The following is a 13997-nucleotide window of genomic DNA, read 5'->3' as shown; positions in this document are numbered from 1 at the left end:
CCGGGAGTAACGGAACGCGGGGTGCTTTGAGTTCGCGACGGGTGGACCCCGACAGTCTTGCCCGGAGGACGAAGGAAGCCTCCGCGGTGTGGGCGTATCCGGCCGGAAAGGCTTCACTGATGCCCTGATCCAACTCCCCGAGGGGCAGGGCCGAGGCCGCCGGCGTGGCCAAGCCGACGGCCGATCCCTGGCTCTGCGCGGGCGTTCGTGGACCGGCTCACCCGCAGAGGATCACGGGCGGTTCAGACCCCACGTCTGCAGGGCGTAGGGCCGCCCTTTCTCCTCACCCGTGATCAGCGGCACGTCGAGCAGGCCGAAGCCGGCCTTGGTGGCAACGGCGACGCTGGCGGCGTTCTCGGCCTCCAGTTCCAGGATCACCTGCCCCGCGTCCAACTGCTCAAAGGCGTACGCGGCCATCACCCGCACCGCCCGCGCCGCCAGCCCCTGGCCGCGGTGCGCCGGGCCGACCGCGTAGCCGAGCTCCGTGCCCTCGGGGGCGCGCCGCAGCATCACTTCGCCGAGCGGTGCGCCGCCGTCGACGGTGATGGCGAGCAGGATGGCCGTGCCCTCCGCCCGCAACTGCCGGTCCCGGTCCAGCCGTGCGCGGGCGGCCGCTTCGTCGAAGGGGGAGACGATCGGTGTCCAGTAGGCGATGTCGGGGTGGTCGAACAGCTCCGGCATCGCGGCAAGGTCCGCCTCCGTCCAGTCCCGGAGGACGAGACCCTCCCCCGAGAGCTCGATTCGCTCGGGAAAGGACGACGTGGTGCTGCTCATGGTGAGGGACCTCCCTGGCCGGTTCGGAACGAGGCACGATAGCCAGGGCAGGTAGACCCTCACCAGCATTTTCCTCGATGAGCCCGACTTCACCGGGCTCGGACCGGGACCTGGCACCCAGAAGGTTCCGTCGCGGGGGGGGGGCGTCTTTGCGGGACCTCGGCCCGGATCTGCGCCGGATCTGCCCCGGAGCTGCTGGTCAGCGCTGGCAGGCCGACGGGCGGCATCGGGAGGGAGGGAGTGTTTCGGCCCGCTGCTCAGCCTCGCCCCGCGAAGGGCGCCTGACGGAGATCTGCGCAGGTCAGACGCCCTTCGTGGTGCCTAGAAGAAGCCCAGCTTCTGCGGGGCGTACGACACGAGGAGGTTTTTGGTCTGCTGGTAGTGCTCCAGCATCATCTTGTGCGTCTCACGCCCGATGCCCGACCCCTTGTAGCCGCCGAACGCCGCGTGTGCCGGGTACGCGTGGTAGCAGTTCGTCCACACGCGGCCCGCCTGGATCGCCCGGCCCGCGCGGTACGCGGTGTTGATGTCCCGCGTCCACACGCCCGCCCCGAGGCCGTACAGCGTGTCGTTGGCGATCTTGATGGCGTCGTCGAAGTCGTCGAAGGAGGTCACCGAGACGACCGGGCCGAAGATCTCCTCCTGGAAGATCCGCATACGGTTGTCGCCCTCGAAGACGGTCGGCTGGACGTAGTAGCCGCCCTTCAACTCGCCGTCGTGATCGATACGTTCGCCGCCCGTGAGAACCCGGGCACCCTCCTGCCGGCCGATGTCGAGGTAGGAGAGGATCTTCTCCAACTGGTCGTTGGAGGCCTGAGCGCCGATCATGGTGTCCGTGTCGAGCGGGTGGCCGGTCTTGATCTGCTCGGTGCGGGCGACCGCCGCCTCCATGAACTCGGCGTAGCTGCCCCGCTGGACCAGCGCCCGGGACGGACACGTACACACCTCGCCCTGGTTGAGCGCGAACATCGTGAAGCCCTCGAGCGCCTTGTCCCGGAAGTCGTCGTTCGCCGCCCAGACGTCGTCGAAGAAGATGTTCGGGGACTTGCCGCCGAGTTCGAGGGTGACCGGGGTGATGTTCTCCGAGGCGTACTGCATGATCAGGCGGCCGGTCGTGGTCTCACCGGTGAACGCCACTTTGGCCACCCGGGGGCTGGACGCCAGCGGCTTGCCCGCCTCCACGCCGAAGCCGTTGACGATGTTGAGGACGCCCGGCGGCAACAGGTCGGAGACCAGGCTCAGCCAGTAGTGGATGGACGCCGGGGTCTGCTCGGCCGGCTTGAGCACGACCGCGTTGCCCGCGGCCAGCGCCGGTGCGAGCTTCCACGTCGCCATGAGGATCGGGAAGTTCCACGGGATGATCTGCGCCACCACGCCCAACGGCTCGTGGAAGTGGTACGCCACCGTGTCGTCGTCGACCTCGCCGAGCGAGCCCTCCTGCGCCCTGATCGCGCCCGCGAAGTAGCGGAAGTGGTCGATGGCCAGTGGAATGTCCGCAGCCAGCGTCTCCCGTACCGGCTTGCCGTTCTCCCAGCTCTCGGCGACCGCCAGCTTCTCCAGGTTCGCCTCCATACGGTCGGCGATCTTCAGCAGGATGTCGGCCCGCTCGGTCACCGACGTCCGGCCCCACGCGGGGGCGGCCGCGTGCGCCGCGTCCAACGCCCGCTCCACATCCTCCGCCGTGCCCCGCGCGATCTCGGTGAACGGCTGCCCGTTCACCGGCGTCGGGTTCTCGAAGTACTGCCCCCGGATCGGCGGCACGTACTCACCGCCGATGAAGTGGTCGTAGCGCGCCTGGTAGGAGACGATCGCACCCTCGGTGCCGGGCGCCGCGTAACGGGTCATACTGCTCTGCCTCCCGAAGAAGCGCTGCCCGCCGTTGGGCAGCTCTCCGCGCGAGGCTAGGGACGCCGAGGTTGCAAGTACGTTGCGCGGGACAGGGGTTCCGTCAGTGCACAGATCGTCGGGGTCAGCGTGCCGGGCGGCGTTCCCGGACGGGCGGTGCCGTGAGTTCGGACTCCAGCGCTGCCAGCCTGGACCGCACCGCCGACGTCGGACGCACAGCGGACAGCGCCCGCCATACGTCGAGATCGTCTTCGCCCCACGGCGCGTGCGCCCAGTCCGCCAGCAGGTCCGGATCGCGGCGCGCGATCAGCGCCGAACGCAGGCCGTCGGCGAGCTGCCGTCTCAGCCGCACCACCGCCGGCGCCTGGGAGCCGGGCAGCAGCGGGCCCGCATACGCGGCTGCCGCGGCCGTGATCGCACCCGTCTCGAGGCGGCGCTCGACGACCGACACGTCCGACTCGACCGGCACCGTGAGCCGGTACGGCCTCGACCCGAGCAGGCCGGCGCCGAGCATCCTGCGCAGGCGCGCCAGTTCGGCTCGCAGGGTCACGGGCGGCACCGACTCGTCCTCGTACAACGCGCACAGCAACTCGTCGCCGGTCAGCCCCTCCGGATGACGGGCCAGCAGCACCAGGATCTCGCTGTGCCGGCGACTGAGCCTGACCTTGCGGCCGTCGATGAGCAGCGTTGCCTCGTCGCGGCCCAGCGCGGACAGCTCGGGCGTGTCCGCGGCGGGCGACTGCGGGGCGAGCAGCGCCAGATGGGACTCCGCGGCACGCGCCACCGCCTGCACGAACCCGAGGCTGTGCGGATGCGCGAGCCCGTCGCCGCCGGTGATGTCCACCGCCCCGAGCACCCGCCCGGTCCGCGGATCGTGCACCGGCGCCGCCGCGCAGGTCCAGGGCTGCACCCTGCGGATGAAGTGCTCGGCCGCGAACACCTGCACCGGCCGGTCCACGGCGACCGCCGTACCCGGCGCGTTCGTCCCGACCGCGCTCTCGGACCACCTGGCACCCGGCACGAAGTTCATCCGCCCCGCCCTGCGCCTGGTCATCGGATGGCCCTCGACCCACAGCAGCCTGCCGTGCTCGTCGCACACCGCGAGCAGATGCTCCCCGTCGGCGGCGAACGTGCCCATGAGCTCCCGGAACAGCGGCATCACCCGCGCCAGCGGATGGTCCGCCCGATACGCGCCGAGATCGCCGTCCGCCAGCTCCACGGACGCCGTCCCGTCCGGACCGACACCGGCCCGCGCGGAGCGCCGCCACGAGTCGGCCACCACGGCACGCACCGGCTTCGGCACGGTTCCCACCTCGGTGAACGTCTCATGCGCTCGGCGCAGCGCCCGTACGCGCTCGGCGGGGTCGGCCCCCGGTTCGAGAGCCACCCACGGATCGGTCAACTCGGCCTCCCCGGAAAGCAATGCGGCTGGGGACATCGTCACTCCGGGTACGCGAACGGACAACCTTTTCGACCGGGGTCACCCGAACGGTGAGCCCATCCCATCGGGTTGCCGACGCCGCGCCGAGGCTACGCCGAGGGTCCGATCTCGGCCACGCCACTCCTCGGGCTCAGGCCGAGTCGACCAGGCGTATGTAGCGCGACCAGTCCCAGTGTGGTCCGGGATCGGTGTGGTCCGTGCCCGGCACCTCGTAGTGCCCGATGATGTGCCGGCGGTCCCTCGGAATCCCGTATCTGGCGCAGATCGCCGCCGTGAGCGCGGCCGACTCCTCGTACAGGGCATCGGTGAAGTAGTCGGGCCGGTCCACCCAGCCCTCGTGCTCGATGCCGATGCTGCGCGTGTTGTGTTCCCAGTCGCCCGCGTGCCAGGCGATGTCGGCCTCGCGGACGCACTGTGCGATGTGCCCGTCGGCCGACCGCACCACATAGTGGGCGGACACCTGCTTCGCCGGGTTCTGGAAGACGGACAGGGTCTTGGTGAAGGCGGTCTGTGTCACGTGGATGATCACTTGGTCGACGGGATGGGTCGTGGGGCGGTTCGCCACCGTGTAGTTGGCGGTGTTCGCCGGCCGCCACTCGGCGCCGTGATGGTCGGGCGCCGGGACCTGCCTGCCGGATCGCGGGCCGGGGAGCAGGGCGTACGGGACGGCGGCGAGGGCGGTGCCCTGGAGGATCCGTCGCCGGCTGAGGCGCGGTCGTGCGAGTTCCAAGGAGAGGTTGCCTTTCAAGGTGAGGCCGGCCGGGAGGTCAGCGGAGAGTCGCCGCCGTCTCCCGCAGTCGCGCGTGCACGCCGCGGTGCGTCTCGCTCCCGGGCAGCCACTGCTTGCGGATCTTGGCCACGCACGTGTAGTTGGTGTCGCACACGTTGGCCAGCGGTGACTCGACTGCCTGGGTCGCGAACTGGTACGCGTCCAGCTCACTGAATCCGTAGTCGCGCACCAGCCACTGCACCAGGTCGAGCTGGGATATCCGGAACGCGTCCTCCAGCGGCCGCGCCGATCCCGTCGAGATGATGTGCGTGTCCGACTCGATGCGCGGCCACGGTGTGGCGAGCCCCTTGAGCAGCTCGACGATCACCACGGTGTTCATCGCGCACTCGACCGCGACCCCGCAGGTCTCGCCCTCTCCCTGGCGCGCGTGCCCGTCGCCGAGGCTGAGCAGCGCGCCCTCGACGTTCACCCCGAGATAGCAGGTGACGCCCGCCCGCATCTCCGGGGTGTCCATGTTCCCGCCGTGCGCGTCGGGCACCAGCGCCGAGCGCACCTCCAGGTTGGCGGGCGCCACCCCGACGGTGCCGTGCATCGGGTCCATGGGCAGCTCGGCCTCGATGTCGCTGTCGCGGGCCCGGAACAGGGCCGTACGCCGGGCCCGGTCGAGCTGCCAGATCCAGACGGTCTCCGGCAGGGGCGGCTGGAGCGTGGCCGTGGTGTGCGTCGAGGTGAGTGCGCCGAACAGGGGGACCGTGGTCGACGCCGCCCAGTCCCGGGCCGGTTCGATGGACACGAAGTGCACGGCGACCGTGTCACCGGGCTCGGCGCCCTCGATGTGGAAGGGTCCCGTCTGCGGGTTGAGGTAAGGGAATTCGCATACCTCCGACACCAGGTCCTTCTCCGAGCGCACCCGACCGGCGAAGCAGTCCTCCGTGTACAGGTCGAGGACCGTACCGGGCGCGATGCGCGCCACGGGCGGTGCGCCGCCGAACGTCCAGGCGTACTCGCCGGGCCCGGGTCGCACGGTCAGGATCCGCGGGTCGCTCATCGCTGGACAGCTCCGTTCTGGGGAAGGCCGGTGGGGGAGGGGTCGTCGAGATGGACACGCGCGGTCTCGGCTATGCGCCCGGGATGGCGCCGCATCAGCACGATCAGCACCACGACCCCGGTCGCCATCCACACCCCGACCACCGGTCCCGCGTAGGACACGGGCGCACTCAGCTCCGAGACGAAGTCGAAGACGGGCAGGCCCGCCGCGGTCAGCAGCGCGGGCACGAACGCGACGATGCCCAGGAGGGGCAGGAACAGATGCCGCACGGGCTTGAGTGCCTCACGCCTGCGGCGCAGGAAGTAACCGGCACAGGCGAGGTTGACCACTATGTACACGCCGATCACGACCGTGACGATCACTGTCGCCAGCAGCAGGAACGCCGTCACGGGGTCGTAGGCGAACCCCAGCCCCACAACGGCGCCGACGGCGACGACGCTCTGCACGGCGATTCCGGCGACGGGCGAGCGGTACTTGGGGTGCAGTGTCGCCAGGACGCGGGGCAGCACGCGGATGCGAGCCAGGGCGAACGCGGTCCGGGTGGAGACGGTGGCACACGCGTTGGCGTTGGCGATGGCCGAGTTCACCACGGCCAGGAACACCAGCACCCAGAACAGTCCGAACGACGCCCGGGCCACACCTTCCCAGGAGGCGGCACCGGAGGCGCCGAACTCCTCGAAGCGGTCCGGGCCGTAGTACACGCTCATGGCGTAGGTGGTCAGTACGTAGAACAGGCCGATGGCGAGGGCCGAGCCGAGCACCGCGCGGTGCATCGTCCGGCGTGGATCCCGCGTCTCCTCGGCCAGTGGCGCCGCGGCCTCGAATCCGGCGAAGGCGAGCACCGTGTAGACGGACCCGGCGAACACCCCGGTGACGCCGGCGTAGCCGTCGGCGGTGTGCGAAGTCCCGAACACCGACAGCGTGTTGTCCCCGCCCGCCTTACCGATCAGCCAGATGGCGAAGACCAGTAGGACGAGAACCTCGAAGACACCGAGCACCGTGCCGAACCGTGCCGAGGTGCGCACCCCCAAGTACCCGGAGACAGCTATGACCGCGGCCCCTGCGAGCGCCCACGGCCACCACAGGTCCGCCGGATAGGAGGACCACTCCTGGTGCAGCGTGCCGGCGGTGGTGAAGCCCAGTTGCAGCAGGAGCAGGGGCGGGACCAGCGCCTCCACGAACACATAGCCCCAGCCCACGAGGAAGCCGATCGCGGGATGCAGGCCTTGTGCCACATACGTGGACACCGAGCCCGCGGCCGGCAGTTCGCGCGCCAGCTCGGCGACGCACGACGCCGTGAACAGACATGCCACCAGCGCGATCAGCACCGACAGCGGCAGGCTCCCGCCCGCGAAGGCCGCACCCGACGGAATGGACGCCGCGACCGCCGCGGCGGGCGCCATCGCCGTGACGCTCTGGAACAGGACCTCGCGCAATCCGATCGCGTCGCGCCGTAATCCCGTGGCTCCGAGCTCCGCCTTTTCCCCCGACATGTGAATCCCCCTCATTCACGCGGTTGCGCCCCGCGTCGTCGTGTCACTCACGACGGCTGCGCCTCGCGTGAATCACGGTACGGCGCTGGCGGGTTGGGTAGAAGAGGGCACAGGGCTTCCGTGGACAGCCGAGGAATTGTGGATAACTCGCTCACTCACACGAGTGAACTCGCCCCGGAACCAGGTCAGTTCAGCGGCCAGATCACCGCGCGTGAATGGGCTCGTCCGCCCCTGCTGACCAGGCTCGCCCGCTTTGGGAGACCGGGCTCGTCCGCACCCTCCGGCGCCGTGATGGACCTCGGCCGCGCCCTGCGATCAGGCGCGCTCCGCCACGACCACCGGATCGTCCAGCACCCCTCGCACCACGGAATGCGCGGCCCCCAGCAACGGCCCCTCTGGGCCCAGCCGAGACACGGACACCGGACACGCCCGCCCCGCGGTGCGTCGGTCCAACTCGGCCTCCAGCGACGGCAGCAACCAGGGCGCGAGCCCGGCCAGCGCACCGCCGAGCACCACACTCTCGGGGTCCAGCAGATTGACCGCGCCGGTCAGCGCGATTCCGAGCGCCGTCCCCGCGTCCCGCAACGCACGCCGTACGTCCTCGTCGCCCTCCGCGGCACGCCTGGCCAGCAGCCCGACGCGGTCCTCACCGGGCTCCAGTCCGGCCGCGCGAAGCACCGCCTCCTCACCGGCGTACTGCTCCAGACATCCTCGTCCCCCGCACGGGCAATCGGGGCCGTACGGCTCGACGGGCACATGGCCCAACTCGCCCGCGAAACCGCGTGTTCCGCGCAGCAGCCCTCCGTCCACCACGACCGCCGCACCGATGCCGATCTCCGCCGACACATGCACGAAGTCACGCGGGGTGCCGTCGCCGAGCCAGAGTTCGGCGAGCGCGCCGAAGTCGGCCTCGTTGCCCACGGTCAGCGGAAAGTCCGTCGGCAGCAGATCGGCCAGGTCCGCGTCGCGCCAGTCGAGGTTCGGAGCGCGGACAACCGTGCGGGCGTCGCGCGCCACCAGACCCGGCACGGCGACCGCCAGGCCGGCGGGCCACAGTCCTTCGCGCTCGGCCTCGGCGACGACCTCGCGCACGAGCGCGTCGAGCTCCTCGATCACGGGTCCCGGCGCCCGGCCTCGGTTCGCGCCGTGTCGTACGGCCCTGGACCGCACCTCGCCACGCAGATCGACCGCGCACACGGCGAGATGATCGACGCCGATCTCCGCCCCTATGCCGGCCGGACCGTGCCCGCTGACGGCGAGCGCCGACCCGGGTCGGCCCACCCGGCCGGGCCGCTCGGGACCGAGTTCCTCCAGCAGTCCTGAGCGGATCAGTTCGTCGACGAGGGTGGACACCGCCGCACGCGTCAGTCCGATGTGCGAGGCGACGGCGGCGCGGGAGAGCGGGCCCTCGGCGCTGACGGTGTGCATCACCCGGGCGAGATTGCGGCGGCGCATACCCTGCTGCGTGTTGGGCAGCGCACGTCCGGCGCCGGTCGGGCGGGCCTCGTGCAGCGGTGGGGTCATGCCTCCGTCAGTCCTCAATGAGCCTCGGTGCCCCGCTCCAGCAGCGGGGCCGCGTCGGAGAGTACCCCGCTGATCCTGGCCAGCGCGGCCTCGTCCCGCTCCACGGCGTCGAGCACCGGCCCGCGCGTGGTGTTCCAGCGCCGGGCCACCGAGGCCGGATCCTCGCCGGTCAGCAGGCCGGCTGCCTGGGCGGCGGCACCGAGCGCGACCAGCTCCTTCGCCTCGGGGACCTGTACCGGGCGCCCCGACAGCCGTCGTACCGTCTGCTGCCAGGCCGTGCCCCGGGCGCCGCCGCCGATCAGCAGCAGCGGCGCGGAACGGTCCGCGTCCTCGTCCAGGACCAGGTCGAGCGCGCCGAGCAGGGCGTGCACGGCACCGTCGTAGGCGGCCTGAAGGAGCTGACCCGCGGTCGTGTCGTGGCGCAGACCGTGCAGGATGCCGGAGGCGTTCGGCAGGTTCGGGGTGCGTTCGCCGTCCAGGTAGGGCAGAAGCGTGAGGCCGGTGGTGGGTTCCACGGCCTCGCGGTCGAGGCCCAGCAGGGTCGCGAGGCGGTCCACGGCGAGCGTGCAGTTCAGGGTGCAGGCCAGCGGCAGCCAGTCGCCGTGCGCGTCGGCGAAGCCCGCCACGGTGCCCGTCGGGTCGGCGGGCCGCCGCTTCGACACGGCGTACACCGTGCCCGACGTGCCCAGGCTCAGCACGGGTGTGCCGGGACGCAGGCCGAGGCCGAGCGCGGCGGCGGCATTGTCGCCGGTGCCGGGCGCGACCAGGGTGCCCTTGGAGAACGGCAGGTCGTGGCTGTCGCGCACGGTGCCCGCGACCTCACCGGGCCGGACCACCCGGGGCAGCATCGCCGGGTCGAGCCCCACGTGCGCGAGGATCTCCTCGTCGTACGACTCCGACCCGGACGCCCACCAGCCCGTACCGGAGACGTCGCCGCGGTCGGTGGTGCCCTGCCCCGTGAGGCGTTCGGTGAGGTAGTCGTGGGGGAGTCGTACCGCCTTGGTGGCGCGGACCGCGTCGGGCTCGTTCTCGGCGAGCCAAGCCCACTTCGTGACCGTGAAGGAGGCCGCCGGAACCGAGCCCGTGCGCTCGGCCCAGAACTTCGCACCCCCCATCTCCTCCGTCAGCCGACGGGCTTGCGGCGCCGAGCGCACGTCGTTCCACAGCAGCGCCGGGCGCACCGGCTCACCCCGATCGTCCAGCGTGACCAGGCCGTGCTGCTGCCCGCCGATCGACACCGCGGCGGCCTCGTGCGCGGCGTCGCCGCACTGGTGCAGCGCCTCGCGCAGGGCCTCCCACCACTGGCGCGGGTCGCTCTCGCGGCCGGCCCCGGAGGACACCGTGTGCGCTGCCTGACCGCTCGCGACGACCTGCCCGGTCGAGGCGTCGACGACCAGCGCCTTCGTGGACTGGGTGGACGTGTCCACGCCGACGACGAGCGGACCCTCGGCTGCTGACATCGGGCTCTCCCTTTTCCGCGGCTCTGCGGGACGTAGCGATCAGGCGACAGGGTGTGAGGACGAAGACATCGAGTGACAAAGACATCTTGTCTCTTCCCAGAGATGTGACCGCATACTAATTTGTAAACGGCCATGACGAAATAGTCGTATGCAGCAAGGAGCCGCGGCATGAGCTACCAGCCCACCCCCGATGACAGGTTCACCTTCGGCCTGTGGACCGTCGGCTGGCAGGGACGGGACCCCTTCGGCGATGCCACCCGCCGTGCCCTCGACCCGGTCGAGACAGTGCAGCGTCTGGCGGAGCTCGGCGCCCACGGCGTCACGTTCCACGACGACGACCTGATCCCCTTCGGGTCCTCCGACACCGAGCGGGAGGCGCACATCAAGCGCTTCCGTGAGGCACTCGACGCGACCGGCATGACCGTGCCGATGGCCACCACCAACCTCTTCACGCACCCCGTCTTCAAGGACGGCGCGTTCACCGCCAACGACCGCGACGTGCGCCGCTACGCCCTGCGCAAGACCATCCGCAACATCGACCTGGCGGCCGAGCTGGGTGCCGAGACGTACGTCGCCTGGGGCGGCCGTGAGGGCGCGGAGTCCGGCGCCGCCAAGGACGTGCGGGCGGCTCTCGACCGCATGAAGGAGGCCTTCGACCTCCTCGGCGAATACGTCGTGTCCCAGGGCTACGACCTGCGCTTCGCCATCGAGCCCAAGCCGAACGAGCCGCGCGGCGACATCCTGCTGCCCACGGTGGGCCACGCGCTGGCGTTCATCGAGCGCTTGGAGCGCCCCGAGCTGTACGGCGTCAACCCCGAGGTCGGCCACGAGCAGATGGCCGGGCTCAACTTCCCGCACGGCATCGCGCAGGCGCTGTGGGCGGGCAAGCTCTTCCACATCGACCTCAACGGCCAGTCCGGCATCAAGTACGACCAGGACCTGCGCTTCGGCGCCGGCGACCTGCGTGCCGCCTTCTGGCTGGTCGACCTCCTGGAGAGCGCCGGCTACGCCGGACCGCGCCACTTCGACTTCAAGCCGCCGCGGACCGAGGACCTCGACGGTGTGTGGGCCTCGGCAGCGGGATGCATGCGCAACTACCTCATCCTGAAGGAGCGTGCGGCCGCCTTCCGTGCGGACCCGGAGGTCCAGGAAGCCCTGATCGCCTCGCGGCTGAACGAGCTGGTGCAGCCGACGGCGGCCGATGGCCTCAAGGCGTTGCTCGCGGACCGTACGGCCTTCGAGGAGTTCGACGCAGAGGCGGCTGCCGCGCGCGGGATGGCTTTCGAGCGCCTCGACCAGTTGGCGATGGACCACTTGCTGGGGGCTCGCGGCTGACAGCACGCACGCGTGCCTGACCGCGTGTGACCGCAGGTCGACGACAGACCCGGTCACACGCGGAACGGCTCGATGATCGGTCTCGGCGCGGATTGTTCCGGAATCGTGCGGTCCGTTGCATGGACCCGTATCAACTCCCGCGTGGGGGTCGCGCCGTGACCCGTACGACGGGACTCTTGACGGTATGGCCATGCCGCCCGTACCCCCTCAGCCGCCAGGACCGCCGGGTGACACGCCGCCTCCGGGCGGCTACGGACCACCTCCCGACCACTACGGGGGATACGGGTCCACAGGGGACTATGGGCCCCCGGGAGGTTACGGCCCCCCTCCGGGAGACGGCGGTCCGCCCTCGTACGGCGGTTGGCCGCCTCCCGAACAGCCTGACGGGGGCGGCGGACCGGGGCGGCGGCGCAACCCCCTCGTCATCCTGATCGCCGCGATCGTGGCTGTCGGAGCCGTGGTGGCCGTGGTCCTGATGGTCTCGGGCAGCGATGACTCGCCCGACGACAATCCTCCCGCCGAGAGCAGCACGAGCGGCTCGCCCCGGCCGTCCTTCAGCATCCCGACCGAGCTGCCCAGCAGGCTGCCGAGCGAACTGCCGACAGCACTGCCGTCCGGCTTCCCCACCGACCTCCCGAGCGATTTTCCGAGCGGCCTTCCGAGCGGCCTGGAGTCGCTGCTCCCGTCGTTGGCGGATGACCTGCCGTAGGGCATGAAGAGGGGAGCGGCACGCGTGTGTGCCGCTCCCCGACGGCCACGCACGCGTGCCGCTGCGAATCAGGAGCCTTGGGCCGGCTGTCGGCTGCCCGCCTCCAAAGGGCGGTCGGTCAGATGCCGTGCGGCAGCCGCACGTAGACGACGGACGTCTCGATGCCGCTGTCGACCAGCCGGCCCTGGGCGTCGAACGCGCCTGCGCCGTCCGTCATCCCGAAGTCGTTGTCGTTGATCAGGGCCAGGGTGTCGCGGTCCACGCGCGCGATGCCCTCGATCTTCCCGGGCACACCGGAGACCTTGCCGAGGTCGACGACCAGCCGCTTGGACAGCACCGGCACGCCCGAGGCCGCCGGGTCGTCGAGCTGCTCGAGCGACGGGGACCTCGTGTCGTCGTCCCAGGGGCTGCCGAGGATGTTCGCCGCACGGTCCAGACGCACCAGTTGGACCCGCGCAGCCTTGTCGGTGCGCTCCTCCACCAGCAGCCGGTTCCCGCCCACGGCCACGACCGACGAGATCTTCAGCTCGGAGGTGTCGTCCTCACTCGGGTCCACCACTTTCACCGGGTCGAAGCGGTACGCGTACTCCGCGGTGACCGCCTTGTGCTTCGGCGAGAAACGCAGCAGCCGTGTGGTGCGCGACGCCGCGCCGGCATCCGTGTCCGGCAGTGAAAGCGGACTCTGCACAGCCATCACCAGGTCCCCGCAGGGCAGTTGGGCGAGCCCTTCGAAGCCGCGGTTGACCTTCCGATGCAGCAGGACGGAGGGCAGCGCCTCCACGACCCGGTAGCCCGCGCCCGTGAGGCCGAGTCCCTCGGGCACATAGCGCGTGAGGACCTTCCCGCGCGCGGACACGTGCACGAGGGAGGGCCCGTACTCGTCGATAAGCCAGAAACTCCCGTCGGCGGCCCGCACGATTCCTTCGGTGTCCAGCCCGTTCCGGTTGTACGTCAGAGGGCTCCGCGCGTCATAGGTGTACGGCGCCTCATCGCGCCCCTCCTGGTTCGACAGCCCGGTCACGGGCTTCCCGGACGTGGTGGTGATCGGGATCGCGTCGAGCACCTTCACGGTGTCGCCGTTCACCCGGATCTTCACGATCGCCGGGTCGAAGCCGGGCACGGGGAAGGTGCGGCGCTTCGTGCCGCTCACCTTGATCTGGCCGTTCGGGCCGCGGTCGGTGACCGTCCAGAACTCGCCCTCGCGGCCTGCCGGATAGATGTCGCTGCCTATGCCGCCAAGGTCCACGCCCCGGTCGTTGTCCACGCTTCCGGGCAGCAGCGCGTTGCTGAACGTGCCGAGCGGGATGTCGCCCAGCGTTGCCGTACGCACGACGCGCGCGTCGCCGTGCCCGTCCCCGGCGCCGACGGCGGGACCGGCGGCCACGAGCGCCGCGATCACGGCGAGGGGGACGCCTCCGGCGACGAAACGGTGAGCACGGCGCCGGCCTGTGGCGTGCGGGGACATTCGGGCCTCCTGAGGACCAAGTTCGCTGACAGCGGCCAGATTTGGAGCCCGCGCGGAACGCCGCGCGACCGTAAGGTGAACGCGGAACGACGGGCACTCATCTAGCCGACGTCGGTGTCCGGAAGGCGAACTGGCCCCGCGTGCAGGCCCGTTCGCTCGATGCGACCCCGCAG

General features: G+C 70.9%; 11 protein-coding genes. 2 read left to right on the top strand and 9 right to left on the bottom strand.

The window, feature by feature from the left end:
- Positions 1-231: 231 nt before the first annotated feature.
- From ACZ69Q_RS13685 to xylB, 8 genes are all read right to left on the bottom strand, one after another.
- Positions 232-774, bottom strand: coding sequence for a GNAT family N-acetyltransferase (locus ACZ69Q_RS13685; RefSeq protein WP_471041162.1), 543 nt, complete (start codon positions 772-774; stop codon positions 232-234).
- A 321-nt stretch (positions 775-1095) separates the two neighbouring features.
- Positions 1096-2619 carry an aldehyde dehydrogenase gene (adh, locus tag ACZ69Q_RS13680; RefSeq protein WP_471041161.1) on the bottom strand — a complete coding sequence of 508 codons (1524 nt, stop codon included), beginning with the start codon at positions 2617-2619 and terminating at the stop codon, positions 1096-1098.
- Positions 2620-2743: 124 nt separating this feature from the next.
- Positions 2744-4021 carry a GAF domain-containing protein gene (locus ACZ69Q_RS13675; protein WP_471041160.1) on the bottom strand — a complete coding sequence of 426 codons (1278 nt, stop codon included), beginning with the start codon at positions 4019-4021 and terminating at the stop codon, positions 2744-2746.
- Between the two features lie 169 nt (positions 4022-4190).
- Entirely contained in the window at positions 4191-4790 is a 600-nt protein-coding gene (locus ACZ69Q_RS13670) for an N-acetylmuramoyl-L-alanine amidase (RefSeq protein ID WP_471041159.1), read from the bottom strand.
- A 37-nt stretch (positions 4791-4827) separates the two neighbouring features.
- A complete protein-coding gene (locus tag ACZ69Q_RS13665; RefSeq protein ID WP_471041158.1) occupies positions 4828-5838 on the bottom strand; it encodes an acetamidase/formamidase family protein in 1011 nt (336 codons plus the stop codon).
- Positions 5835-7331, bottom strand: coding sequence for an APC family permease (locus ACZ69Q_RS13660; protein WP_471041157.1), 1497 nt, complete (start codon positions 7329-7331; stop codon positions 5835-5837). Before ACZ69Q_RS13660 ends, ACZ69Q_RS13665 begins: the two co-directional genes overlap by 4 nt.
- 315 nt (positions 7332-7646) lie before the next feature.
- Entirely contained in the window at positions 7647-8855 is a 1209-nt protein-coding gene (locus ACZ69Q_RS13655) for an ROK family protein (RefSeq protein ID WP_471041155.1), read from the bottom strand.
- A gap of 14 nt (positions 8856-8869) precedes the next feature.
- On the bottom strand, positions 8870-10315 hold the full coding sequence (gene xylB / locus ACZ69Q_RS13650) for a xylulokinase (protein ID WP_471041153.1): 1446 nt from the start codon (positions 10313-10315) through the stop codon (positions 8870-8872).
- Between the two features lie 168 nt (positions 10316-10483).
- Between xylB and xylA the strand changes: the two genes are divergently transcribed.
- Both xylA and ACZ69Q_RS13640 read left to right on the top strand, forming a co-directional pair.
- The gene (gene xylA / locus ACZ69Q_RS13645) at positions 10484-11650 is read left to right on the top strand and encodes a xylose isomerase (RefSeq protein ID WP_471041152.1); all 1167 of its coding nucleotides are present in this window, start codon (positions 10484-10486) and stop codon (positions 11648-11650) included.
- A 442-nt stretch (positions 11651-12092) separates the two neighbouring features.
- Complete coding sequence (locus tag ACZ69Q_RS13640; protein WP_471041151.1) at positions 12093-12359, top strand: hypothetical protein; 267 nt, start codon at positions 12093-12095, stop codon at positions 12357-12359.
- A gap of 118 nt (positions 12360-12477) precedes the next feature.
- Here the strand turns inward: ACZ69Q_RS13640 and ACZ69Q_RS13635 are convergent, their stop codons facing one another.
- The gene (locus ACZ69Q_RS13635) at positions 12478-13824 is read right to left on the bottom strand and encodes an esterase-like activity of phytase family protein (RefSeq protein WP_471041150.1); all 1347 of its coding nucleotides are present in this window, start codon (positions 13822-13824) and stop codon (positions 12478-12480) included.
- Positions 13825-13997: the final 173 nt, after the last annotated feature.

The organism is Streptomyces sp. NPDC036764, from assembly GCF_055609385.1.
This window is presented reverse-complemented; position numbering and strand designations above follow the sequence as displayed.